The organism is Oleisolibacter albus (assembly GCF_003336875.1).
Classification (GTDB): Bacteria; Pseudomonadota; Alphaproteobacteria; order Azospirillales; family Azospirillaceae; genus Niveispirillum; species Niveispirillum album.
This window is the reverse complement of record NZ_QGNJ01000014.1, coordinates 1-23,618: the sequence shown is the minus strand read 5'-3', so window position 1 is coordinate 23,618 and position 23,618 is coordinate 1. Positions and strand designations below refer to the sequence as shown.

Below are 23,618 nucleotides of genomic sequence, written 5' to 3'. Positions count from 1 at the left end.
ATGCTGTTCCGGCAACGGCCTCAGCCGCGGCCATAACGCCGCTCCGCCTCGATGGTCAGGCCAAGCCCGACCGCCCCGAACTTGTCGCCCTCGACGATGCGGGCCTGGGGCAATTCCGCCGTGATGGCCGCGCGCACGGCCGGCAACAGGGTCGAACCGCCGGTCAGGAACACCGCATCCACCTGATCCGGCCGCAGGGCCGCCTGATGCAGACAGTCGCGGGTCATGGCCGCCAGTCGCCGCACCGGGTCCTGGATGGCGTCGGACAGGCGCCCGCGGCTGGTGGGGGCGTCCAGTCCCGGCTCCACCAGCGACAGATCCACATCGACGGCAGCATCCCCAGACAGAGCAATCTTGGCCGCCTCCACCCGCATGGCCAGCTGATGACCGAGATGATGCTCCAGCACCGTGAGCAACCGCCCGACCAGGGCGGGCGATACCGCCTGCGCCGTCACCCGCCGCACCTCGGCCAGCGTCTGCGGCGTGTAGAGGAAATTGATCTTGGCCCAGGTGGCCAGATCCACATACCAGGCGTTGGGGGTGGACAGGCCGGCCGTGCGCAAGGGGGCGTGGTACCCCAGATGCGGCATCACGGCGGCCAGGCTCAACAGCCGGTCGAAATCGGTGCCGCCGATGCGCAGGCCGTCATTGGCCAGGATGTCGTCCATGCGGTCCGGACGCTTCGCCCGCCGCGGACCGATGCGGACGATGGAGAAGTCCGATGTACCGCCGCCGATATCGGCGATCAGAGCGATCTCCTCCGCGGCGATCTGGGATTCATAGTGCAGCGCCGCGGCGATGGGCTCGTACTGGAAGGAGACCTCGCCGAACCCGGCATCGCGGGCAATGTCGGCCAGGGCATCCTCGGCCCGCTGGTCGGCTGCGGCATCGCCATCGACGAAATGCACGGGCCGGCCATGGACCACATGCGACAGCGCCGTTCCCGTGGCCCGCTCCGCCGTTTCCTTGACATGGCGGACCACCAGCCCGATGACCTCGCGGAAGCCGATCCGGGTGCGGTCCAGCGCCGTATCCTCATCGATCAGCCCGGTGCCGAGCACGCTTTTCAGCGAACGCATCAGCCGTCCCTCGCCACCGGCGGCATAGGTGGCGATGGCATCGCGGCCGAACCGCGGCTGGTGCGTTTCAAAATCGAAGAAGATGGCGCTGGGCAGGGTGGTGCTGTCGCCTTCGAGGGGAGCCAGCACCCAACCGTCCGGGCCGACCACGCCAAGGGTCGAGTTGGACGTGCCGAAATCGAGACCGCAGGCCGTCATCGCCGGCACCTTTCGCATGGGATCGGGAAGGGCCGGGCGTTCTATCGGGGGGAGCCGGGGGAGTCAAGCCACCCCGGTCCACCGAAAGACCAGGACACCGTCAGGGGCGAACGACCGGCTTGCGCGGATCGAAGCCAGCGGACGGAACGGTCAGGTTCAGGGCGCGGGCCACGGAGTCCCAGGCCGTGAACTTGAAATTCGTCGCGGCCGGCTTGCCGGACAGACCGTTGAGATCGTCATTGTAGCCGTCCTGGGTAATCAGCAGCCCGCCCGGATATCCAGGCAGCGGCATGCTGGTGACATCGGCCCCGTCGCATTCCTGGACGGCGTCGATGCTGCCGGCCGCCGTCAGGCGGAACGAACCGAGATAGCGGTTGGGGGCGGCCCGCTCGAACACGGCGAAGCTGTCGTCACGGCCCTGGGCATCCGGGCCGGGATGATCGCCATGAGCGGCCCCCTGGCTGGAGACCAGAAGATAACCGCTGCCATCGGGGCCGTAGAAGATGGTCAGCCCTTCGACATCGCGGACCAGACGGCTGTCCGGCCGGTGGAAGGGGGACTTGGGCGCGCCGGCCGCCTCGTAGAAGGGCGCCGCCTCGGCCGTGCCGCTGCGCAGATCCACCCGCCACAGGCCGACATCCTCCTGACCGGCGAACAGGATGCCGCGCTCGGCATCGACGGCCAGCCCCTCGAACTGCGGCGACCAGTCGAGATCCGGATCGGTCTTGCTGCCGGCCGTCAGATCCTGACCGGCATGGCTGTAGGGAAAATCCCACTGCCGGGTCCGGACATGGGTGACCAGTCCGTCCGGGCGCACCACCAGCCGGTGCTGCGCCAGCCGGGCCTCCTTGCGCTGGGCGACGATGGCATAGACGGCGTCGCTGGCCGGGTCATGCCAGGTGGTCAGGCCATAGGCCGTGTGCTGCTCCTTGACCGGATTCGCGATCTCCCCGCTGCCATCGGCCGCGCGCCGCGTCGGGAAGATCTGGGGCTGGTCGGGGGCGGTGATGTCGGTCAGCGGCGCCTCGGCCCTGTCGCCATCGATACGCCAGACCATGATGCGGTCACGGCCACGGTCGCTGGCCACGGCGATATCCATGCGGCTGCCGTCCGGCCCGGCCACGCCATAGACCACATCGACATTGTTGTAGCGCCCGCCGGGCGTGCCGGCGCCCTTGGCGGCGGCATCGATCCGCTGCACCAGCCGGCCCTGCAGGTCGAAGACACGCAGGCCCGCCTCCTTGGCCGTGGTGATGATCAGGCTGCGGCCGGGGTCCGAGGGATGCAGCCACACGGCGGGATCATCGGCATCTCCCTTCTGTGGCGAGTCCGGCTGACCCGGCGTGGTTTCGGCGGCGACCGGAACGGCAACGATCTCGGCAGGCGCCGCCTGGGCCGACAGCGCAGGCTGGGCCATCAACAGAAGGGCAATGCTGAGCAGGCGACGCATGGGGCTGGTATCTTTCATCTCGTCGGGAAAGGGATCGCACCGGGCCCCCCGACCGCAGAGGGGCACGGCAAGGGTCGATGCTGCGACCGGTGGAGGTGGGGCCGGTCCCCGTCTGGCGCAAGCCGGCCCCTGGCGGTTCCACTCAGGCCGGGTTCCACTCAGTAGGTCAGGCGGACGCCCATCTTGCCGGTCCAGCTGTACTCCTCATACTGCAGCAGCCGGTCGCCGTTCGGCCCCTTCTGATAGGCCAGATAGGGCTCGTTGCCGAGATTGATCAGTTCGCCGAAGAGCTGGATGTTGTCGGTCAGCGTGTATTTGCCCGTTACATCCCATTGCAGATGATCCTTGACGTAGCGGTCCTCCTCGGCGCTGGCCCCCAACTCGTCCAGATAGCCGCTGCGGTAGGTGGCGGCCACGCGCAGGCTGATCGGCCCCTTCTCGTAGCCCAGCACGGCCGTATAGGTGTTTTTGGAGGACGCCGGCAGCGGGATCTTCCGGGTGCCGCCGCCTTCCAGCGGCACGTCGCCATCGGCATCAGTGTAGGTATAGTTGAGCGACACCAGCAGCCCATCCAGCGGTTCCGGCAGGAACAGCAGCGATTGCTGGTAGTTGGCCTCGAAGCCCTTGACCTTGGCGGTGTCGCCATTGATGGGGATCAGGGCTTCGTCGAAGGCAATGCCGTTGAAGCTGCCGTCCTCGCGCTTGCTGGTGACGATGTAATCCTTGATCGACTTGTAGAAGACACCACCGGACAGCACGGCTTCGCGCGCCAGATACCATTCGGCCGAGGCGTCGAAGTTCCAGGCCCGGTAGGGCTTCAGGTCGGGATTGCCGAATTCGCCTTCACGATCGCCATCCTCGGACTCCTCCACCAGGAAGCGCGGCGCGATCTGACCCATGTTGGGGCGCACCACGCTGCGGAAGACGCCGGCCCGCAGCACCACATCGTCGGCCGCCTCATAACGGAGCGACAGGCTGGGCAGCCAGTCCGTGTAGGTCTTGGAGAAATCGACCGGCGTCAGAAACACGGTGTCCTCGTCCAGCGTGACGCCGTTGCGCGTGGCCCCTTCGGCCACCAGTTCCACCTCGCTGCCCCGCATCTTGTCCCGTGTCCGCTCGACGCGGACACCGCCGATCAGCCGCAGCGGACCGCCGTCATAGCGGCCCATGAGGTAGCCGGCATAGATGTCCTCATCGACGCCATAGTCGGCGATGGCGGACTCATAGGCCGTGTCCACATCGCTGAGTTTGAACTTGCCGCGATTGGCATGGAAGAAATCGGCCATGCTCTTCTTGGCGGGCACCGGGTCGATGGCGGCGATGCCGTAGGTCGAATGGCCCTGCATGTCCGCCAGGGTCAGACTGCCGTCATAGCCGTCGTAATAGTTGATGTTGAGATCGTGGCTCTTCTCACGCAGCCGGGCCTTGGCGCCAACCTTCAGATCGACGGTGCCCTGTCCCAGGGCGAAGGTGCGGGTGGCATCCGCCTTGGCCGACCATTCCTCATCCTCGGACAGGCTGAGATCGGTCTCTTCCAGGCGATAGAAGCTGTAGCGGCTGGCATTGAGGAAATTGGCGCCGCCCGTGGTAACGTTATAGCTGGGCTTGCCCAGATCGCTGAAATCAAAGCTGACGGCGCCGGCGCTGGATCCGCTGCCGCTGAAGCGCTGGCGGAAGCGGGCCGGGTCGATGGAGCCATCCTCCTTCTCCCTGGCCTTGGAATAGGCAGCGGAATAATCGAAGACCCAGGCATCGAGCCTGGTCTCGCCGCCTGCCGTGACCGTGGCGATGGTCTGGCGCTCGAAGCGGTCCTTGAGGTCGCGGATGACGGTGAAGCGCTCGCCATCGGCACTGTTGAAATTGGCCGTGTGGTCGGAGCCACTGTTGGGAACGGCATCCTCCATGTCGAAAGCCAGCCGGCGCCGATACTCCTGGTCGTCGAACTGGCTGTACATGCCGCGCAGATAGAGGGTGGTGTTGTCGTCCGCCAGATAATCGAAGGACAGCGAGCCGCCGATGCGCTCGCGGGTCACGTCATAGTCGCGATATTCGATCTTCTCGGCGTAGGTGGCGCCATTCTCCTCATTCCAGCCCTCGGCCTCGACATTGTCGGTCTCGAACTTGCGTTTGTAGTAGGAGAAACCGCCGGCCACACCCAGCCGGTCGGTGGCCATGCCGGAAAAGTCGATGCTGCCCTTGGGCGACCAGGCGCTGGACTGGTCATTGTACGATCCCTCCAGCTTGGCGCCGATATAGGGCTTGCGCCGTTCCAGCGCGCTGGTGGTGTTGATCTCGATGGAGGCGCCGATGGTGTCGGCGTCCATGTCCGGGGTCAGGGTCTTCTTGACCTCGATGGATTCCACCAGCTCGGTCGGGATCACGTCCAGGGCCACGGACCGGATGTCCGCCTCCGGCGCCGGCGTGCGCACCCCGTTGATGGAGGCGGCGTTGAGGTTGGGATCAAGGCCGCGGACAGCGATGAAGCGGCCTTCGCCCTGATCGTTCAGCACATTGACGCCGGGCAGACGGCGCACCGATTCCGCCACGTTCTGATCGGGGAACTGGCCAGCGCTGTCACGGGTGACGACACTGACGACACCATCGGCCGCACGCTGGCGCGACACGGTGCTGGCCAGATTGGCGCGCTGGCCGATGATGACGATCTCCTCCAGCGTCCCCCCGTCGCCCAGGGCGATATCGGCCGACACCGCACCCGTGGCCGGAACCTGGACCTTCTGCTCCACCGACGTCCCGCCGGCATAGGAGGTGCGCAGCGTATAGGTGCCCGCCGCAACCTCCGGGAAGCGATAGCTGCCGTCGGTCTGCGTCGTGGTCTTGCGGCCCAGTTCGACCAGTTCCACCGCGGCGCCGGCCAGGGAGATGTTCCCTCCATTGGCGGCCACACGGCCGGTGATCTCGCCCGCCCAGGCCGCACCGATGGACAAGCCCGCCGCCAGGGCCGTGGCGGACAACAGGACACTCTGCAGACGCATACGCACAGGACACCCCCCTCCTCGATTGGTAGGAGGGCTTTGCCGGAGCTGTGTTACGTGCATGCGTAAACAAAATTAAACTTGGATGACGCCCGCATGACGGTTCTGCGCAATGACGAAAATGCTTCCCGTTAAGCAGCCAAAACCCTTGATAGGCTGCTCCGATAGGCATTGTGGCGGAGACGCATCAGCCCGGATCGTTTTGCTGGTAAGCATCGTGCTACGGTGATGACACCTGCTCGCCGCCCTCGAGGCGACCTGGCCAGCAGAGGGAACGAGGCTGTGATGGACATCACAGAAGCAACCTGGTTCGGCGCGCATCAGATCCGGGCTTTCCCGCTGTTGAGGGTGCCCCATGCAGCAGATCGTCGATTTCATCCTTGAACTGGACCGGCTGAAGGGGGTGACCCGCCGGACCAAGCCGCTGGGGCTGGACCGCTACGAGAATTCGGCAGAGCACAGCTGGCAGATCGCCCTGCTGGCCCTGTCCCTGGCACCCCATGCGCCGGAGCCGGTGGATATGAGCCGGGTGGTCCAGCTGCTGCTGGTCCATGATGTGGGGGAGATCGATACCGGCGATACCATCGTTTACGCCGAAGGCGGCTGGGAGGAACGCAAGGCCGCCGAACGGGCCGCGGCCGAGCGCATCTTCGGCCTGCTGCCGGCGGAACAGGGAAAGACCTTCCTGGCTCTGTGGCAGGAATTCGAGGCAGGAGAGACGGCGGAGGCGCGCTTCGCCCATGCCGCGGACCGGGCCATGCCGGTGCTGCTGAACCTCGCCAATGCCGGCCAGAGCTGGCGCGAGAACGGCATCCGCCATGAGCAGGTGGTCCGCCGCGTCGGCCCACCGATCCAGGCCGGCTGTCCGACCCTGTGGGCGCATCTGGAAGCGCGGCTGGAGGCTGCCAAGCGCGATGGTTGGTTCGGAACGGCCCTTTAACGGCCCTTTGGACGGGCAGCCGGGCCGACTTGCTATCGGATGAACAGAATGGGGCGGCCCGTCGGTCCGGCCTAGCCGGACCTGCACCCCCCGGTACTGACGGGGCCGCCCGCCGGAACTGTCAGATCCCTGCCAGTCCCGGAGAATAACCGGACACTATATACGGTGCGGATCGGTCCCCATCGGGGTCCCTGCGACCGCGGACGGATCATGCTCTCCGGCCAGCCGTCGCGCAAAAGCGGCGGACTATGCGCGGCAGACCCGGACAGGACAGACTTCTATGCGCGACGGGCATTGGCCGGTGCCAGTCCGGTGCAGCCTATCCGAAAGACCTCCCACGCCCCTTGATCCGGCAGCGGGCTGCGGTCCAAGGATCGCGGAGAGGCAGGGCGTGCATCGGTGCACCTAACACCGCGGCGTTAGATGCACACATAAAGATATCTTTATGCTTGCCCGCATTCCGGTGCGCTGCTACATCCAGCGGCAGCAGGGGACGGGCGTGGTGCGCCCTGCCCGCCTGAAGCCAATCCCGTGGAGAATGCCGACATGTCCGCCTTCACCGACTACAAGGTTAAGGACATCTCCCTGGCCGAGTGGGGCCGCAAGGAGATCGCCATCGCCGAGACCGAGATGCCGGGCCTGATGGCCCTGCGCGAGGAATATGGCGCCAGCCAGCCGCTGAAGGGCGCCCGCATCGTCGGCTGCCTGCACATGACCATCCAGACCGCCGTCCTGATCGAGACGCTGGTGAAGCTGGGTGCCTCCGTGCGCTGGTCCTCGTGCAACATCTTCTCCACCCAGGACCAGGCCGCCGCCGCCATCGCCGCCGCCGGCATCCCCGTCTTCGCCTGGAAGGGCGAGACCGAGGAGGAGTTCTGGTGGTGCATCGAGCAGACCCTGCGCGGTCCGGACGGTTGGACCCCGAACATGATCCTGGACGATGGCGGCGACGTCACCCAGATCATGCACGACAAGTATCCGGAGATGCTGACCGACGTGCGCGGCCTGTCGGAGGAGACCACCACCGGCGTGCATCGTCTGTACGAGATGATGAAGAAGGGGACCCTCAAGGTTCCGGCCATCAACGTCAATGACAGCGTCACCAAGTCCAAGTTCGACAATCTGTACGGCTGCCGCGAGTCCCTGGTGGACGGCATCCGCCGCGCCACCGACGTGATGATGGCCGGCAAGGTCGCCGTCGTCGCCGGCTTCGGCGACGTGGGCAAGGGCTCGGCCGAATCCCTGCGCAGCCAGGGTGCCCGCGTGCTGGTCACCGAGATCGACCCGATCTGCGCGCTGCAGGCCGCCATGCAGGGCTATCAGGTCGTGACCATGGATGAGGCCGCGCCGCAGGGCGACATCTTCGTCACCGCCACCGGCAATGTGGACGTGATCACCCTGGACCACATGCGCGCCATGAAGGACCGGGCCATCGTCTGCAACATCGGCCACTTCGACAGCGAGATCCAGATCGCCTCGCTGCAGAACTACAAGTGGGAAGAGGTGAAGCCGCAGGTGGACGAGGTGATCTTCCCCGACGGCAAGCGCCTGATCGTGCTGGCCAAGGGTCGCCTGGTCAATCTGGGCTGCGCCACCGGCCACCCCAGCTTCGTGATGTCCGCCAGCTTCACCAACCAGGTGCTGGCCCAGATCGAGCTGTGGAACAACCATCAGACCTACGAGAACAAGGTCTATGTGCTGCCGAAGCACCTGGACGAGAAGGTGGCCCGCCTGCATCTGGCCAAGATCGGCGCCAAGCTGACCGAGCTGACGCCGGCGCAGGCCGAGTATATCGGTGTGGAAAAGACCGGTCCGTTCAAGCCGGATCACTACCGGTACTGATGCTCGTCTTCGGCGGTACCTCCCTGGAGGCGATCCGTCATAGACGCTGAAAATGCGGCAGCGGGCCAGGGGACTGGCCCGCTGCCTTGCTTTTCTCCGTAGCCGTTCACTACACTCCGCCCCGTGAAGCCGGACGTCAGGATATATGTCGCTGGCCTGGGCACTGCGGTCCTGGCGCTGGCTGGCAGCCACCTTCTCCCGCCCTCTGGCGCGGCGACGCCGATGTGGCATGGCCCGGTCCTGGCCGGGGCAGCGTTTCTGGCTGGCGGCTGCCTGCTGGGCCTGTGGCGGCGCTTCCGCCGGCTGCACCAGGCATTGGAGACGACAGGGGCGGAGGTGCGCCGCCTGCGGGCGCTGGTCAATGGCATGCCGGACATCTGGTTCGCCGAAGCGGAGAACGGAACGGGCCATGCCGCCGGTGCCGGTCTGGCCGCGCTGCTGGGGCGGGAACGGCTGCGCGGGCTGGAGTCGATCGAGCAGGCGCTGGCGCCGTCGGATGCCGCCGCCCTGCATGGGTCGTTCGCCCATCTGCGCAGGACCGGACAGCCTTTCACCATCACGGTCCGCCTCGCCGATGGCAGCCGGACCCTCCAGGCGATGGGCCGGCGCGGGACGGCGGGCGAGGATGCGGCGGTGCCCCTGCTCGTTCTGCGCGACATCACCGCGGAAACAGACGAGATCCAGAGCCAGAGCGCGGCACGACGGGCCATCGAGGCGGAACAGCAGGCCTTGCTGCGCATGCTGGACACCCTGCCCATGCCGCTCTGGCGCCGGGCGCGCGATACCCGGCTGCTCTGGTGCAACCAGGCTTTCGCCCACCTTCTGGATTCATCGCCCGAGCAGGTGGTGGACAGGCAGCTGGAACTGCCGGCGGCGGGGTTCGGCTATCCGCCGCGGGCCCTGGCGCTGCAGGCGCGCGAATCCGGCACGGCCCAGAGCGAAAGCCGCTTCCTCGTGGTCAATGGCGAGCGCCGGCTGTTCGAGCTGACGGAATGCATGCTGCCCGGCCCGGACGGGCTGCTGGGGTTCGCTGTCGACCGGACCCGCGAGCGCGAGCTGCGCGACGAGCTGGACCGCCATGTCGCCGCCCATGGCGAGGTGCTGGAACAGCTGGGATCGGCCATCGCCATCTATGGGGCGGATACGCGCCTGCGCTTCTACAACCGGGCCTATGCCCGGCTCTGGGATCTCAATGAGGACTGGCTGGCCGGCGAGCCGCTCTACGGCGAGATCCTGGAGGATCTCCGCGCCCGGCGGAAACTGACGGAAGAGGTCGATTTCGCCCAGTGGAAGCGGCGGCGGCTGGCCGAATTCACCTCGCTGCTGGAGCCGATGGAAGATCTGATGCATCTGCCGGACGGGCGCACGCTGCGCACCCTGTCGGTGCCGCATCCCTTCGGCGGGCTGATGTATGTGCTGGAGGATGTCACCCACACGCTGGCGCTGGAATCCTCCTACAACACCCTGATGGCCGTGCAGCAGGAGACGCTGGACAATCTGGCCGAGGGCGTGGCCGTGTTCGGCGGCGATGGCCGCCTGAAACTGTCGAACCCGGCCTTCGCCCGGCTGTGGCGGGTGCCGCCGGACGATCTCTGGGGCGAACCCCATGCCGGCCAGTTGATCGACCGTTTCCGTCCACTGCTGGACGACGGCAGCGACTGGCAGGAGCAGCGGCAGGTTCTGGCCGGGCGCCTGCTGGAGCGGGTGCCCGTCGGGGGGACCCTGATCCTGACCGATGGCAGCGTTATCCGCTATGCCCAGGTGCCGCTGCCGGACGGGGCCGTGCTGCTGTCCTGCCTGGACATCAGCGACAGTGTCCGGGTGGAGCAGGCGCTGCGCGCCAGCAATGAGGCGCTGGAGGCTGCGGACCGCCTGAAGTCCGAGTTCATCGCCAATGTCAGCTATCAGCTGCGCACACCGCTGAACGCCATCATGGGCTTCGCCGAAATCCTGCATAATCAGTATTTCGGTGCGCTGAATCCGCGCCAGCTGGAATATGCGCGCGGGGTGCTGGAGGCCAGCCGCCGACTGCTGGTCCTGGTCAACGACATCCTGGACCTCGCCACCATCGAGGCCGGCTATATGGTGCTGGACCGCGATGTCGTCGATGTGGCGCAGCTGGTGCAGTCGGTGGCCGGGTTGACGCGGGACTGGGCCCGCAAACAGGCGCTGGACCTGCGGGTCGCCATCACCGACGGCCCCGGACTGATGGAAGGCGATGAGAAGCGCCTGAAACAGGCCCTGTTCAACCTGGTCAGCAATGCCATCAAATTCACGCCAGCCGGTGGCCATATCACCATCGGGGCCTGCCGTGACGGGGACGGGGTGCTGCTGTCGGTCTCGGATACCGGCGTCGGCATTCCCCGCCAGGACCAGGAGCGCGTCCTGCACCGGTTCGAGCGAGGGCAGGGCGGGGCGGGGACCCCCGGTGCCGGTCTGGGACTGGCCCTGGTGAAGAGCTTCATCGAACTGCATGGCGGCACCCTGGACATCCAGAGCAATCCCGACCAGGGCACCACCGTGCTCTGCCGTCTGCCCCTGCATCCGCCGTCCGCGGCGGCCGGCCTGCCGCAGGATGGCCCGCCGCAGCATGGCGGCGGGTCGGTTGTCCCGGCCTGATCCAGGCGGAAGACCGCCCGGCGGCGCACGCCGGCCCCCCATATTCGCCGGATTGCCGAGCCGGGGCGGCCGCCCTACTGTTTCACCGGCATGCTGATGCCTATCCCTTCGCCCGGAGCCGCCATGCCCGTGGATGCCAAATCACCCCGTGTGGGGCTTATGGTCACCTGTCTGGTGGACCTGATGCGGCCAGCCGTGGGCTTCGCCACCGTGCGGCTGCTGGAACAGGCCGGCTGCACCGTCGTCGTGCCGGAGCAGACCTGCTGCGGCCAGCCCGCCTGGAACAGCGGCGAGCGCGCGGCGGCGGCGGATCTGGCCAAGGCCATGATCCGGGCCTTCGCCGACTGCGACTATGTGGTGGCCCCCAGCGGCTCCTGCGCCGGCATGGTCCGGCTGCACTATCCCGAGTTGTTCAAGGATGACCCGGAATGGGGACCCAAGGCCCATCATCTGGCCCGCCGCACCCATGAGCTGACCAGCTTCCTGGTCGATGTGCTGGGGGTGGAGCGGGTGGAGGCGCGCTATGACGGCCATGTCACCTATCACGACAGCTGTTCCGGCCTGCGCGAACTGGGGGTGAAGGAGCAGCCGCGCCGGCTTCTGGCCGGGGTGGAAGGGCTGCGCCTGACCGAATTGCCGGAGGCGGAGGTCTGCTGCGGCTTCGGCGGGACCTTCTGTGTCAAATATCCGGAGATCTCGGCCAAGATGGTGTCGGACAAGGCAGCGGCCGTGGCCGCCACCGGGGCCGATACCCTGCTGGCCGGCGATATGGGCTGCCTGATGAACATGGCCGGGCGGCTGCACCGGCTGGGCAGTCCCGTGGCGGTGCGTCATGTGGCCGAGATCCTGGCCGGGGAGCTGTCCGCTCCGCCCATCGGTGGGGGCAAGTCTTGATCCCCGCCTCCCACGCCTTCAAGGAGCGCGCCCGCGCCGCCATGGCCGACCCGGACCTGACCCGGGCGCTGACCAAATTCAAGACCGGCTTCCCGCTGAAGCGGGCCCAGGCCGTGGCGGCCCTGCCGGAGTTCGAGGCCCTGCGGGACGAGGGCAAGCGCATCAAGGACCATGCCCTGGCTCATCTCGACCTGTATCTGGAGCGGTTCGAGGCCAAGGTCACGGCCGCCGGCGGCCAGGTGCATTGGGCCCGCACACCGGCCGAGGCCCGCGCCGCCATCCTCTCCATCTGCCGCGCGGCCGGCGCCCGCATGGTCACCAAGGGCAAATCCATGGTGTCGGAGGAGGTCGGGCTGAACGCGGCCCTGGAGGAGGCCGGGCTGGAAGTGGTGGAGACGGATCTGGGTGAATACATCATCCAGATCCGCAAGGAGGCGCCCAGCCACATCATCGCCCCGGCCCTGCACCTGTCGAAGGAGCAGGTGGCCGAGGATTTCCGCCGCGTCCACACCCATCTCGACCCGGCCCGGTCGCTGTCGGAGCCCTCCGACCTGCTGACCGAGGCGCGGGTGCTGCTGCGGGAGAAGTTCCTGGCCGCCGATGTGGGCATCACCGGCGCCAATTTCCTGATCGCGGAAACCGGCAGCACCGTCATCGTCACCAACGAGGGCAATGGCGACCTGACCCAGAGCCTGCCGCGCGTGCATGTGGTGCTGACCAGCATCGAGAAGGTGGTGCCGACGCTGGAGGACGCCTCCACTCTGCTGCGGCTGCTGGCCCGCTCGGCCACGGGGCAGGAACTGTCGACCTACACCACCTTCAGCACCGGGCCGCGGCGGCCGGACGACCTGGACGGGCCGGAGCAGTTCCATGTGGTGCTGCTGGACAATGGCCGCAGCGCCCTGTTGGGCACCGAGATGCAGGAGGCGCTGCGCTGCATCCGCTGCGGCGCCTGTATGAACCATTGCCCCGTCTATCACGCCGTCGGCGGCCATGCCTATGGCTGGGTCTATCCTGGCCCCATCGGTGCCGTCATCGATCCGGCCCTGATCGGGCTGGAGGAGGCGCGGCATCTGCCCAATGCCAGTACCTTCTGTGGCCGCTGCGAGAGCGTCTGCCCCGTGCGCATCCCCCTGCCCCGGCTGATGCGCCTATGGCGGGAGAAGGAGGCGGCGGCCAGACTGTCCCCCGGGCCGCAGCGCTGGGGGCTGGGGCTCTGGGCCTTCCTCGCCCGCCGGCCCGGCCTTTACCGGCTGACAACCCGGCTGGGCATGGGGCTGCTGGGCACGATGGGCGGCCGCCGCGGCCGTTTCCGTTATCTGCCGCTGGCCGGGGGCTGGACCGGTGCGCGGGATTTTCCCGCCCCCACCGGCCGCACCTTCCAGGATTTGTATCGGGAGAGCCAGCGTGCCCGCCCCTGACACACCCCGCGACACCATCCTGGGCACAATCCGCCGGGCCGTTGCGACCGTGCGCGACGAGACCGCCGCCCGCGCCGCCGTGGAGCAACGGCTGGCGGCGCCGCCGCGCAATCTGATCCCCGCCCGCGGCCAGGTGCCGCCACCGCAGCAGGTGGAGCTGTTCCAGCGCATGGCCACGCTGGTCGCGGCCACGGTGGAGCCGGTGGCCGAGCCGGGCCGGGTGCCCCATGCCGTGGCCGACTATCTGTCGGCCCACAATCTGCCGGCGCGGGTGCGGGTGGCCCCGGATGCCGCCCTGCAGGCCATTCCCTGGGACCGGCGGCCGACGCTGGAGGTGGGGTTCGGCCCGGCCCGGGCCGATGATCCGGTCTGTGTCACCGCCGCCCTGGCCGGAGTGGCGGAAACCGGCAGCCTGCTGCTGGCCAGCGGCGCCGACCATGCGGCCCCCCTGGCCTTCCTGCCCCACACCCATCTGGTGGTGCTGTCCGCCGCCGACATCGTCGGTGTCTATGAGGAGGCCTGGGACCGGCTGCGGCGGCGCCAGGCCGACCGTGGCCTGGGCATGCCGCGGGCGGTCACGTTGGTGACCGGGCCGTCGCGCACGGCCGACATCGAGCAGACCTCGCTGCTGCACGCCCATGGCCCCGGCCGGCTGCACATCATCCTTGTCGGCCCTCCGGCCCATGGAGCCGAGCCCCTCCATGGTTGAGCGCCGCCGATCCCCCTCGGCCGCCGAGCTTGAGCTGTGGCGGCTGGTGACCCGCGACGCCCAGCCGCTGGTCAGCCCCCGCCGCCCCGCCGCGGCCAAGCCGGCCGCCCCGCCGGTGCCGGACAAGGCTGCCGACAGGACTGCGGACAAGACCGCCCTTGCCCCCCCGGTTTCCGCCGTCGGCGGACGGCTGCCCGGCCCGGCCGAGCGGCTGGCCCAGCTTCTGGGCACGCTGCCGGTGAAGGAGAAGGCGGCGGTGCGGCTGCATCTGGCCCCATCGCCGCTGGGGGCCAAGGCCGGCATCGACAAGCGCACCGAGGAGAAGGTGCGCCGCGGCCGGTTGCCCATCGACGGGCGCATCGACCTGCACGGGCTGACCCAGGCCGAGGCCCATGACCGGCTGCTGTCTTTCGTCCGCAGCAGCCACGCCCAGGGCCGCCGGCTGCTGCTGGTCATCACCGGCAAGGGTGGCGTTCCGCGGGGAGAGGGTGTGCTGCGCGCCGCCGTCCCCCGTTGGCTGAACGAGGCTGCCTTCCGTGCCCTGGTATTGGCGGTTCACCAGGCTCAGCCCCAGCATGGCGGAGGCGGCGCCTTCTATGTCTATCTCAAGCGCCGGCGGGAATGATCCGCCTTTTCTCATCTGGAGGTGTCGGAAGCCGATACGGAAGATTAGACATCCCTTTGGTCAGACGACGCCGTGCTTTGACTGGGCTTTTCTGAATGGAACGTTGTTCCGCAGACCAGCCCGACAGGAGCGCCCATGGCGACCATCATTCCCTATTCCGCGTTCCTGAGCCGGCGCATCAACACTCTGGCCGGTCAGATCCAGCAGGATATGAGCGCCTTCTCCAGCAGCATGGGCGATCTCGGTTCGCATATGCGCAGCATCGAAGGCCATCTGCTGGACACCATGGCCTGCTTCGCCCAGGCCCGGCAGGGGCTGGATGCCGCCCTGGACTTCCATGGCGAGGCCCAGTCCTGTTTCCGGCCGGACGGGTCGGTGGATGAGCGGGCCTATGCCGCGCTGCTGGACCGGCATGGCTACACCTCCTCCTCCCTGCCGCTGGCACGCATGGCGGAGGATCGCTGATCTCCGGGGGGAACGGGCGCTTCGTCCCGTCCCCGTCCGGAACAAGGCCCTGTCGGCCCCGGCCCGGCACCACCCTTTCCGCGTGTCTGCGACCGCTCGTCCGGGGCCGTGCTGCCCTGCATGTCCCGCCGGTTGACCGCCCTGCGGGCAGGCCCTAGGCTTGCCGCCCTTTTCTACTTTATTCGGTGGTGGATCTGATGGCAGGCGAGCGCGAGCTGGCGTTGGAAGGGAAGGCGTGGCCGTTCGAGGAGGCCCGCAAGCTGGCGGCCCGCTATGCCCAGAACAAACCGGCCAAGGGCTATGTGCTGTTCGAGACGGGCTACGGCCCCTCGGGCCTGCCGCATATCGGCACCTTCGGCGAAGTGGCGCGCACCACCATGGTGCGCCGGGCGTTCGAGCGCATGTGCCCGGACATCCCCACCCGGCTGTTCGCCTTCTCCGACGACATGGACGGCCTGCGCAAGGTGCCGGACAATGTGCCGAACCGCGAGATGCTGGCCCAGCATCTGGGCAAGCCGCTGACCAAGGTGCCCGATCCCTTCGGCAAGTTCGAGAGCTTCGGCCACCACAACAACGCCATGCTCCGGGACTTCCTGGACCGGTTCGGCTTCCAGTACGAGTTCCAGTCGGCCACAGACTGGTACAGCTCCGGCCGCTTCGATCAGGCGCTGCTGGCCGTGCTGCGCCACTATGACGAGGTCATGGCGGTGATGCTGCCCACCCTGGGCGAGGAGCGGCAGGCCACCTATTCGCCGTTCCTGCCCATCAGCCCCAGCACCGGCAAGGTGCTGCAGGTGCCGATCCTGGAGCGCAACCTCGATGCCGGCACCATCGTCTTCGAGGACGAGGACGGCAAGACGGTCGAGACTCCGGTCACCGGCGGACATGTGAAACTGCAGTGGAAGCCCGACTGGGCCATGCGCTGGTTCGCGCTGGGCGTGGACTATGAAATGGCCGGCAAGGACCTGATCCCGTCGGTGGAACTGGCCGGCAAGATCGTGCGCATCCTCGGCGGGCAGCCGCCGGAGGGCTTCAATTACGAGCTGTTCCTGGACGAGAAGGGCCAGAAGATCTCGAAGTCCAAGGGCAACGGCCTGACCATGGAGGAATGGCTGCGCTATGCCCCGGAGCAGAGCTTGGCCCTCTACATGTTCAACAAGCCGCGCGCGGCCAAGAAGCTCTATTTCGACGTCATCCCCCGCGCCGTGGACGATTACCTGACCTTCGTCGACAAGTTCGAGGGGCAGGAGCCGGCCCAGCGTCTGGAGAACCCGGTCTTCCATATCCACAACGGCAGCGTCCCCGCCGAGGTCAAGGGCACGGCCGGGCTGACCTTCGGCCTGCTGCTCAATCTGGCCGGCGCCGCCAATGCCGAGAATTCCGAGGTGATGTGGGGCTTCATCCGCCGCTATGCGCCGGGCGCCACGCCGGAGGGCACCCCCTTCCTCAACCGGCTGGTGGGCTATGCCGTCACCTACTACCAGGACTTCGTGAAGCCGACCAAGCAGTTCCGGGCCCCCACGGAGCAGGAGCGGGCGGCGCTGACCGAACTGAAGTCCGTGCTGGCCGCCCTGCCGGCCGACGCCACCGCCGAGGCCATCCAGAACGAGGTCTACGAGGTCGGCAAGCGCCACGGCTTCACCGAGCTGCGGGCCTGGTTCGGCGCCCTGTACGAGACGCTGCTGGGTCAGACCACCGGCCCGCGTATGGGCAGCTTCATCGCGCTCTATGGCGTGCGGGAGACGATCGCCCTGATCGACACCGCCCTGTCGGGGGGCACAGGCGAAAGCGGGTTGGGTTGAGATGGAACCCTGGCCCGAATATTCCCGCTTCCTGATTTCGCTGTTCGCCATCCTGACGCCTTTTGCCGCCATCCCGATCTTCCTCGGGCTGACGGAGGGGCGGTCGGACCGGGAGCGGGCGGGCATCGCCCGCTCCGCGGCGCTGACAGTGGCCAGCGTGCTGATCGGCTCGGCCTTCCTGGGTGACGCCGTGCTGGCCGTGGTCGGCACCAGCCTCAACAGCTTCCGCGTCGGCGGCGGCATCGTGCTGCTGCTGATCGCCCTGTCGCTGCTGAACGCCACCGTGTCGCCGGTGAAGCAGACCCCGGCCGAGGCCGCCGAGGCCGAGCAGCGCACCGCCATCGGCGTGGTGCCCCTGGGCATGCCGCTGCTGGCCGGCCCCGGCTCCATCTCCGCCGTCATCATCGAGATGCAGCGCGGGAGCGGCTGGGAACATGCCGCCATCGTCGTCGGCAGCGTGGCCCTGGTCTGCTTCGGCATCTATCTGGCGCTGCGGCTGGCCGTTCCCATCGGCCGCAAGCTGGGCCAAACCGGGCTGAACATCATGAACCGGCTGTTCGGTCTGCTGCTGGCTGCCATCGCGGTGGAGATCATCGCCACCGGCCTGCGCAACCTGTTCCCCGGCTGGATGCACTGAGACAGGTCCCGGTGGGTTTGCCCCATCGGGTCCGGCCGGGCGGGCGGATCACTCGACGGGTGCCGTCAGTGCCGGGATGCGCAGCAGGATGAACTCCGTATCATCGGGCCGGTCCGGCGCCCGTCCGGCGGAAAAGGGCAGGTTGTTGTCGTTGGCGACGACCACCCGCCCATCCCCCAGGAAAACCACGCTTTCGATGGTGGCGAAGGGAAAGCGGAAGCGGTCCCCGGCCCCGCCCTGCCGCGCCCGCCGCTCCGGGTCCGGAATGGCCAGCAGATCCACATGACCCTGCTTGATCAGGGTGCTGCCGTCACCCCCCTCCATCCGCAGCAGATAGAGCCGCTTGAACCGGGCCGGGCGGCGGAAGCAGCCGGTGGCCGGCTGGCCATGGACACAGGCGCGGGCGGCATCGCCTTCGCCCTCGTCGCGTTCCAGCACCAGCAGGCGCCCGTCCGGCAGCAGTGTCGCCTCGCCGATGGCATTGCCCTCGGCCTCCAGCGGATAGACCCGGTCCTGACCGGTCCAGCGCCCGGCGGCGGGATCGAACTCCAGCCAGCGCAGGCGCAGCTTGCCATCGGCCCAGCGCTCCGGCTGGCCTTCGTTCCACACCGGCCCTTCCAGCAGGGCATAGAGCCGGGTGCCATCGGCGCTGGCCGTCAGCCCCTCGAACCCGCGGGAGCGCCCCACCTCGAACATCGCGGGCTGATCCGGCGTTGCCGGCAACCGCACCTGCGGATGATCCGGGGAGCGGACGACACGTCCGTCCACCTCGGTCTCGTACAGGGCCTGGAGGCGACCCTGCCGGTCGAAGCGCAACAGCCAGGGGCCGAACTCGTCGCCGACCCAGAAGCCATCGGCTGTCACGACCAGACTTTCCGGATCGAGATCGGCCCCGGTGAGATAGCGCGTCTCGCTGCCTTCCAGCGTGACCGGCCAAGGGAAACGCCGGTCGGGATCGGAAAGCCACAGGGTCTGCAGCCGTTCGACGGCACCGGTCTGCCAGTTCAGCCGCAGCCGGTGGATCGGCAGCAGGGCATCGGCCGAATTGGCCTTGGCGCCGAAGCCATTGTCGGAGAGTCCCCACAGGCTGCCGTCCGGTCCCCGCCGCAGGCTGGAGATGCCCTGTAGCGGCTGGCCGGGCACGGGCAGGGTGCCTCCTTGGCTGCCCGGCGCCGCCTCCACCCCGGCCCGCCTGTTGCCGGGGCCGGTGAATTTGCCGCTGCTGCGAACCAGATTCGGCGCATCGGCCGGCGGATCGATCCGCGTCATGGCCGGCAGCACCGCGTGTCCCTCCAGCACTGCCGGCAGCGGCGCATCCACGGCGACGGCGGGCAGGGGGAGCAACAGCAGGAACACGGCCAGCAGGGCCGGACGCGGCGGGGTCAGCCAGGGCATGCAGACGGTCTCCGGACGAACAGGCGCGTGGTCGGCGCGGCAGAGTAGCGCCCTTTCTTGACAGGTTGACGGGTGGAAGATCACGGGAGAGGGCGCGGACCGGCCGTTCCGGTCCCGAGAGGATCTGTCCCGTGTCGCGCCTTTGCGGCAGGATGCATCCGGGATCGGGCAAGCGAGAGAGAGAGACGGGACATGGTGGGCACGATCTGGGGGCTGGCCCTGGCCGGCGCCTTTTTGCTGGCAAGCCATTTCGGGCTGGCAGCGCCGCGCATCCGGCCGGTGCTGGTGGACCGGCTGGGCGAGGGGCCGTATCGCGGCCTCTATTCACTGGTGGCCTTCGCCGCCCTGGCCTGGCTGATCCTGGCCTACCGGACGGCCCCCTATGTACCGGTCTGGTCCTGGTCGCCCTGGCAGAACTGGGTGCCGCTGGTGCTGATGCCGCTGGCCCTGCTGCTGGCCGTGGGCGGGCTGTTGGGCCGCAACCCGACGCTGGCGGGGCAGGAGAAGGCGCTGACCGCGGCCGAGCCGGCCCAGGGCCTGGTCCGCATCACCCGCCATCCCTTCCTCTGGGCCGCCGGCCTGTGGGGGCTGGCGCATCTGGTGCCCAATGGCGATCTGGCCGGTCTGATCTTCTTCGCCACGCTGGCAGCCCTGGGACTGGTGGGGGCAAACCTGCTGGATGCGAAGAAACGCGCCAGCGGCGGCCTCGACTGGGAACGGTTCGAGCAGACCACCAGCTTCCTGCCCTTCGCCGCCATCCTCGACGGGCGACAGAGCCTGGGCCGGGCCATCGGCGAGTTCGGGCTGTGGCGGCTGGCAGTCACGGTGGTGCTGTATGGCGCCCTGCTGCACCTGCACCCCTGGCTGTTCGGCGTCCCGGCCATTCCGACCTGAAGACCTCCGGTCCCCGATAGCAAACGGGCGGCGGGATCGCTCCCGCCGCCCGTTCAGGCGCACAGCCGTCCGCGCAGGTCTTATACCAACCCGCCTAACGGTTAACCTTTAGGCGGCGACCGCCGGCATGCGCACCCATGTGCGCGTAAGCCAAGCTGCCGGAGGCAGCGCCCGGCGACTGAGGGAACCTGACATCTCCCTTGATCGGTCACGATCAAGGGAGATGGGTATTACTTGCCCTTGGCAATGGTGCCCAGGCGCAGCCGCAGGGCGTTCAGCTTGATGAAGCCTTCGGCATCCTTCTGGTTGTAGACGCTGTCGGCCTCGAAAGTGACATAGTCCAGCCGGTACAGGCTGTTGGGGCTCTTGCGGCCGACGACGCGGACGCTGCCCTTGAACAGCTTCAGCCGCACCATGCCGTTGACCCGCTCCTGGGTCTTGTCGATCAGGGCCTGCAGCGCCTCGCGCTCGGGGCTGAACCAGAAGCCGTTATAGACCAGCTTGGCGTAGCGGGGCATGACCTCGTCCTTGAGGTGCATGGCCTCGCGGTCCAGGGTGATGCTCTCGATGCCACGATGAGCGACGCTGAGCAGGGTGCCGCCCGGAGTCTCGTAGACACCGCGGCTCTTCATGCCGACGAAGCGGTTCTCCACCAGATCCAGACGGCCGACGCCGTTGCGGCCGGCGATGGTGTTCAGCTCGGTCAGCAGGGCGGCCGGGGTCAGGCGCTTGCCGTTGACGGCAACGGCGTCGCCCTTCTCGAACTCGATCTCCACATACTCCGGCGTGTCCGGCGCCTTCTCCGGGGCGACGGTCCGGGTGAACATGTCCTCGTCGGGTTCGACCCACGGATCTTCCAGCGCCTTGCCCTCGTAGGAGATGTGCAGAAGGTTGGCGTCGGTGCTGTAGGGCGCCTCGCCGCGCTTGTCCTTGGCGATGGGGATCTGGTGGCGCTCGGCGAAGTCCAGCAGGGCCGTGCGGCTGTTCAGGTCCCATTCGCGCCAGGGCGCGATCACGCGCACATCGGGCTTCAGGGCGTAGTAGCCCAGTTCGAAGCGGACCTGGTCGTTGCCCTTGCCGGTGGCGCCATGGGCCACGGCATCGGCCCCCACCTGATTGGCGATCTCGATCTGGCGCTTGGCGATCAGCGGCCGGGCGATGGAGGTGCCCAGCAGATAGGTGCCCTCATAGAGGGTGTTGGCACGGAACATCGGGAAGACGAAGTCCCGCACGAACTCCTCGCGCAGATCATCGATGAAGATGTTCTCCGGCTTGATGCCCAGCATCTGTGCCTTGGCCCGTGCCGGCTCCAGTTCCTCGCCCTGGCCCAGGTCGGCGGTAAAGGTCACCACCTCGCATCGGTATGTTTCCTGCAGCCATTTCAGAATGACCGAGGTGTCGAGACCGCCGGAATAGGCGAGGACGACTTTCTTCACACCGCTGCTCATGAGGGATGTTCCTGTAGCTCTAAAAGCCGGGCCGCAGACGTTAGCGCCCGCGACAGAAGCTGTCCAGCACCCCCCTGCGACGGAACGACGAATTGAGTGACGACGCGGGGGCCGGTAATGTTGGAGCCTGTATGGTTCGGAGACTGACGCAATGAGCCGCGGCGCCCTGCTTATCATCGCCATCCTGCTGGCTCTCCTGGCCATGGCCGTGACGTTTGCCGTCATTTCCTGGACATCCGGCGACATGCCGCAGAACATTTCTGTCAATGGTTACATTGCCTTAGCCCTTGGTGGCCTGGGCACCCTGACCGTTGGCGGCGGCCTGATGGCGCTGGTCTTCTTCAGCAACCGCAGCGGGCATGATGCCTCGGTGCATCGCGGGTTCCTGCATCACCGGCCGGACGACGATCCTTCGCGCTGAGGGTCGGAGTGGCGATCCCCGGCGGTGTCAGGGCCAGCGGCCACGGCGGCGCATCAGCGCGGCCAGCACGCTGGGTCGGTCGGTGATCAGCCCATCCACGCCAAGATCCAGCAATTCCGCCATCTCCGCCTCGTCATCCACGGTCCAGACATGGACCGGGCGGCCGCGGTCATGGGCCGCCCGCAGGAAGGACGGCACCACCACGGGAATGCCGCGGTGGCGGTGCGGCACTTGGAAGCAGCGGGCGGCGATGCCGCCGGCCAGCGGCAGTCCCAGACCGGTCAGGCGGTTGCGCAGAACCTCGCCCGGGCCGGCCGAGGTGCAGAGCCGGTCACCGAACCGGCGGCGCAGCCGCCGCAACCGCGCGTCGGAAAAAGAGCCGATGCAGATCCGGTCGAACAGCGCCAGACGCGGCAGCGCGTCCGCCAGGGCCTCCGCCGCCGCATCGGTCTTGGGGTCCAGGTTGAAGCGGAGATCCGGCCAACTTGCCAGTACCGCCTCGAAGCGGGGGATCGGCTCGCCCTGGATGCGGGCGGCCCGCAGCTCGGCCCAGTCATAGTCGCCGGGCCGTCCCGGCCAGCCGGTCAGCCGCGGCAGCGTGTCGTCATGGAAAACCAGCAACACCCCGTCCCGGGTGGCCTGGAGATCGGTTTCGATATAGCGGTAGCCCAGCGATACCGCATGCGCGAAGCTGGCCAGCGTGTTCTCCGGGGCCTCCAGCCCGCCGCCCCGATGGGCCAAGGCGATCGGTCCGACCACATCCAGATAGGGATGCCGGCCGCTCACGGCCGGGAAACCTGATCCTGCCGCGGCCAGCGCCCCAGGGCCAGCAGCCACAGCCCCAGCGTCAGCAGGGGGAAGAACAGGAACACCAGGAGGGCCCAGAGCGGATTGCGCCCGGTCTTGCCCAGGACCAGCCCCGCCATGCAGGCCGTCCAGGTAATGGCCAGCACGGCCACCAGCGTGCCCAGCCAGCCCGGCAGGAAGCCCAGCAGCTCCAGCAGATCGCTATAGCGCGGCATGGTCCTTACTCCCCCTGGCTGGCGGCGGCGCGGGCGGCCGCTTCGCGTTCACGGCGCAGGCGCTCGCGCGGGTGCAGCTTTTCCGGTTTCGGCGGCAGGGTCGGCCAGGGCCGGAACGCCAGAACGGTGGCGAACACCGCCCAGCCCAGCACCGGCAGGATCAGCGTGAGCGCCCATCCCCGCGGCAACCCGGCCCGCCGCAGCAGGTGCTGCGCCGGCCACAGGGCCAGCAGGGTCAACAGACCATGCTCCAGCAGGGCCAACTGCCAGCCCGCCAAACCCTCCATCTCCACCGCCTCCTGCGCCACCGACCGCGTGGGCGGGGACATAGCATGTCCGCAGGCGCCGTCAACCGCCGATGCCGGCGCGGGCGTCAATCATCCGGGGCGAGACCCTGGTCGGCCTGCACCTGTTTCACCTGCCGCTCGGCCTCGGCTGACAGCCGCTCCAGCAGCGCGCGCAGGTCGCCGGCCAGGGTCAGGGCCTGGTCCCGCTCCGCCGGTGGCAGGCCCTGCGGCAGGTTCTCCCGCAGCGTATGGACCAGGGCCGCCGCCGCCAGCTCCAGATCCACCAACGCCGCCAGGGCGGTGCTGGCCGGGTCGCGGCCAGCCATTGCTTTGTCGCTCATTGCCCCGTGTGGACTGCCCCCCTAAACTGGGACATCTGGAAAAGCTACAGTTCTCTTGAGAGGAGAGGGCTGATGGGCAAGCGACGTAGTTTAGAGGAGAAGTTGGCTGCGTTGGCGCGGGTTGAGGCCGGAGAGA

At 68.0% G+C, this 23,618-nt stretch carries 21 protein-coding genes; 12 read left to right on the top strand and 9 right to left on the bottom strand.

Annotated elements, in window-relative coordinates:
• Positions 1–20 precede the first annotated feature (20 nt).
• The 3 genes from DK368_RS16980 to DK368_RS16970 all read right to left on the bottom strand — a co-directional run bounded on the left by DK368_RS16980 (position 21) and on the right by DK368_RS16970 (position 5,720).
• Complete coding sequence (locus tag DK368_RS16980; protein WP_114395167.1) at positions 21–1,277, bottom strand: Hsp70 family protein; 1,257 nt, start codon at positions 1,275–1,277, stop codon at positions 21–23.
• 100 nt (positions 1,278–1,377) lie between these two features.
• Positions 1,378–2,727: a phytase gene (locus DK368_RS16975; protein WP_162306076.1), complete on the bottom strand. Its 1,350-nt coding sequence runs from the start codon at positions 2,725–2,727 to the stop codon at positions 1,378–1,380.
• Between the two features lie 158 nt (positions 2,728–2,885).
• Entirely contained in the window at positions 2,886–5,720 is a 2,835-nt protein-coding gene (locus tag DK368_RS16970) for a TonB-dependent receptor (protein ID WP_114395165.1), read from the bottom strand.
• A gap of 355 nt (positions 5,721–6,075) precedes the next feature.
• Here DK368_RS16970 and DK368_RS16965 point away from each other — a divergent pair, with 355 nt between their 5' ends.
• The 10 genes from DK368_RS16965 to DK368_RS16920 all read left to right on the top strand — a co-directional run bounded on the left by DK368_RS16965 (position 6,076) and on the right by DK368_RS16920 (position 17,674).
• Positions 6,076–6,660, top strand: a complete 585-nt coding sequence (locus DK368_RS16965; protein WP_114395164.1) for an HD domain-containing protein — start codon at positions 6,076–6,078, stop codon at positions 6,658–6,660.
• A 546-nt stretch (positions 6,661–7,206) separates the two neighbouring features.
• Entirely contained in the window at positions 7,207–8,502 is a 1,296-nt protein-coding gene (gene ahcY, locus DK368_RS16960) for an adenosylhomocysteinase (protein ID WP_114395257.1), read from the top strand.
• A 222-nt stretch (positions 8,503–8,724) separates the two neighbouring features.
• The gene (locus DK368_RS16955; protein ID WP_114395163.1) at positions 8,725–11,121 is read left to right on the top strand and encodes a PAS domain-containing sensor histidine kinase; all 2,397 of its coding nucleotides are present in this window, start codon (positions 8,725–8,727) and stop codon (positions 11,119–11,121) included.
• 123 nt (positions 11,122–11,244) lie between these two features.
• On the top strand, positions 11,245–12,015 hold the full coding sequence (locus DK368_RS16950; protein ID WP_114395162.1) for a (Fe-S)-binding protein: 771 nt from the start codon (positions 11,245–11,247) through the stop codon (positions 12,013–12,015).
• Complete coding sequence (locus DK368_RS16945; protein ID WP_114395161.1) at positions 12,012–13,436, top strand: LutB/LldF family L-lactate oxidation iron-sulfur protein; 1,425 nt, start codon at positions 12,012–12,014, stop codon at positions 13,434–13,436. Before DK368_RS16950 ends, DK368_RS16945 begins: the two co-directional genes overlap by 4 nt.
• On the top strand, positions 13,423–14,145 hold the full coding sequence (locus tag DK368_RS16940) for a LutC/YkgG family protein (protein ID WP_240002544.1): 723 nt from the start codon (positions 13,423–13,425) through the stop codon (positions 14,143–14,145). Before DK368_RS16945 ends, DK368_RS16940 begins: the two co-directional genes overlap by 14 nt.
• Positions 14,138–14,770 carry a Smr/MutS family protein gene (locus DK368_RS16935; protein ID WP_162306075.1) on the top strand — a complete coding sequence of 211 codons (633 nt, stop codon included), beginning with the start codon at positions 14,138–14,140 and terminating at the stop codon, positions 14,768–14,770. The genes DK368_RS16940 and DK368_RS16935 overlap by 8 nt, the downstream gene beginning before the upstream one ends.
• 135 nt (positions 14,771–14,905) lie before the next feature.
• Positions 14,906–15,235: a hypothetical protein gene (locus DK368_RS16930; RefSeq protein WP_114395159.1), complete on the top strand. Its 330-nt coding sequence runs from the start codon at positions 14,906–14,908 to the stop codon at positions 15,233–15,235.
• A gap of 197 nt (positions 15,236–15,432) precedes the next feature.
• Positions 15,433–17,037 carry a lysine--tRNA ligase gene (locus tag DK368_RS16925; RefSeq protein ID WP_114395158.1) on the top strand — a complete coding sequence of 535 codons (1,605 nt, stop codon included), beginning with the start codon at positions 15,433–15,435 and terminating at the stop codon, positions 17,035–17,037.
• A gap of 1 nt (position 17,038) precedes the next feature.
• Positions 17,039–17,674, top strand: a complete 636-nt coding sequence (locus DK368_RS16920; protein WP_114395157.1) for a MarC family protein — start codon at positions 17,039–17,041, stop codon at positions 17,672–17,674.
• A 48-nt stretch (positions 17,675–17,722) separates the two neighbouring features.
• Here the strand turns inward: DK368_RS16920 and DK368_RS16915 are convergent, their stop codons facing one another.
• Complete coding sequence (locus DK368_RS16915) at positions 17,723–19,069, bottom strand: esterase-like activity of phytase family protein (protein WP_114395156.1); 1,347 nt, start codon at positions 19,067–19,069, stop codon at positions 17,723–17,725.
• 192 nt (positions 19,070–19,261) lie between these two features.
• Here DK368_RS16915 and DK368_RS16910 point away from each other — a divergent pair, with 192 nt between their 5' ends.
• Positions 19,262–19,963, top strand: a complete 702-nt coding sequence (locus DK368_RS16910; RefSeq protein ID WP_114395155.1) for an NnrU family protein — start codon at positions 19,262–19,264, stop codon at positions 19,961–19,963.
• A 230-nt stretch (positions 19,964–20,193) separates the two neighbouring features.
• Here the strand turns inward: DK368_RS16910 and DK368_RS16905 are convergent, their stop codons facing one another.
• Positions 20,194–21,411 (bottom strand): argininosuccinate synthase, encoded by a 1,218-nt coding sequence (locus tag DK368_RS16905; protein ID WP_114395154.1) that lies wholly within the window; start codon positions 21,409–21,411, stop codon positions 20,194–20,196.
• A 151-nt stretch (positions 21,412–21,562) separates the two neighbouring features.
• On the opposite strand from DK368_RS16905, the gene DK368_RS16900 reads away from it, so the two are divergent.
• Positions 21,563–21,832 (top strand): hypothetical protein, encoded by a 270-nt coding sequence (locus tag DK368_RS16900; protein ID WP_114395153.1) that lies wholly within the window; start codon positions 21,563–21,565, stop codon positions 21,830–21,832.
• Between the two features lie 27 nt (positions 21,833–21,859).
• Here DK368_RS16900 and DK368_RS16895 read toward each other — a convergent pair whose 3' ends face one another.
• From DK368_RS16895 to DK368_RS16880, 4 genes are read right to left on the bottom strand one after another with little or no spacing between them, the layout of a single operon-like run.
• A complete protein-coding gene (locus tag DK368_RS16895) occupies positions 21,860–22,618 on the bottom strand; it encodes a glycerophosphodiester phosphodiesterase family protein (RefSeq protein ID WP_114395152.1) in 759 nt (252 codons plus the stop codon).
• On the bottom strand, positions 22,615–22,854 hold the full coding sequence (locus DK368_RS16890; RefSeq protein ID WP_114395151.1) for a hypothetical protein: 240 nt from the start codon (positions 22,852–22,854) through the stop codon (positions 22,615–22,617). The genes DK368_RS16895 and DK368_RS16890 overlap by 4 nt, the downstream gene beginning before the upstream one ends.
• A 5-nt stretch (positions 22,855–22,859) precedes the next feature.
• Positions 22,860–23,183: a hypothetical protein gene (locus DK368_RS16885; protein ID WP_114395150.1), complete on the bottom strand. Its 324-nt coding sequence runs from the start codon at positions 23,181–23,183 to the stop codon at positions 22,860–22,862.
• Between the two features lie 44 nt (positions 23,184–23,227).
• Complete coding sequence (locus tag DK368_RS16880; protein ID WP_155524609.1) at positions 23,228–23,482, bottom strand: hypothetical protein; 255 nt, start codon at positions 23,480–23,482, stop codon at positions 23,228–23,230.
• Positions 23,483–23,618: the final 136 nt, after the last annotated feature.

Bases quoted from the DNA above. Each gene is read 5' to 3' on its own strand.
- DK368_RS16980 (WP_114395167.1), bottom strand. From the start codon at position 1,277: ATGACGGCCTGCGGTCTCGATTTCGGCACGTCCAACTCGACCCTTGGC.
- DK368_RS16975 (WP_162306076.1), bottom strand. From the start codon at position 2,727: ATGCGTCGCCTGCTCAGCATTGCCCTTCTGTTGATGGCCCAGCCTGCG.
- DK368_RS16970 (WP_114395165.1), bottom strand. From the start codon at position 5,720: ATGCGTCTGCAGAGTGTCCTGTTGTCCGCCACGGCCCTGGCGGCGGGC.
- DK368_RS16965 (WP_114395164.1), top strand. From the start codon at position 6,076: ATGCAGCAGATCGTCGATTTCATCCTTGAACTGGACCGGCTGAAGGGG.
- ahcY (WP_114395257.1), top strand. From the start codon at position 7,207: ATGTCCGCCTTCACCGACTACAAGGTTAAGGACATCTCCCTGGCCGAG.
- DK368_RS16955 (WP_114395163.1), top strand. From the start codon at position 8,725: ATGTGGCATGGCCCGGTCCTGGCCGGGGCAGCGTTTCTGGCTGGCGGC.
- DK368_RS16950 (WP_114395162.1), top strand. From the start codon at position 11,245: ATGCCCGTGGATGCCAAATCACCCCGTGTGGGGCTTATGGTCACCTGT.
- DK368_RS16935 (WP_162306075.1), top strand. From the start codon at position 14,138: ATGGTTGAGCGCCGCCGATCCCCCTCGGCCGCCGAGCTTGAGCTGTGG.
- DK368_RS16930 (WP_114395159.1), top strand. From the start codon at position 14,906: ATGGCGACCATCATTCCCTATTCCGCGTTCCTGAGCCGGCGCATCAAC.
- DK368_RS16925 (WP_114395158.1), top strand. From the start codon at position 15,433: ATGGCAGGCGAGCGCGAGCTGGCGTTGGAAGGGAAGGCGTGGCCGTTC.
- DK368_RS16920 (WP_114395157.1), top strand. From the start codon at position 17,039: ATGGAACCCTGGCCCGAATATTCCCGCTTCCTGATTTCGCTGTTCGCC.
- DK368_RS16915 (WP_114395156.1), bottom strand. From the start codon at position 19,069: ATGCCCTGGCTGACCCCGCCGCGTCCGGCCCTGCTGGCCGTGTTCCTG.
- DK368_RS16910 (WP_114395155.1), top strand. From the start codon at position 19,262: ATGGTGGGCACGATCTGGGGGCTGGCCCTGGCCGGCGCCTTTTTGCTG.
- DK368_RS16905 (WP_114395154.1), bottom strand. From the start codon at position 21,411: ATGAGCAGCGGTGTGAAGAAAGTCGTCCTCGCCTATTCCGGCGGTCTC.
- DK368_RS16900 (WP_114395153.1), top strand. From the start codon at position 21,563: ATGAGCCGCGGCGCCCTGCTTATCATCGCCATCCTGCTGGCTCTCCTG.
- DK368_RS16890 (WP_114395151.1), bottom strand. From the start codon at position 22,854: ATGCCGCGCTATAGCGATCTGCTGGAGCTGCTGGGCTTCCTGCCGGGC.
- DK368_RS16885 (WP_114395150.1), bottom strand. From the start codon at position 23,183: ATGTCCCCGCCCACGCGGTCGGTGGCGCAGGAGGCGGTGGAGATGGAG.
- DK368_RS16880 (WP_155524609.1), bottom strand. From the start codon at position 23,482: ATGAGCGACAAAGCAATGGCTGGCCGCGACCCGGCCAGCACCGCCCTG.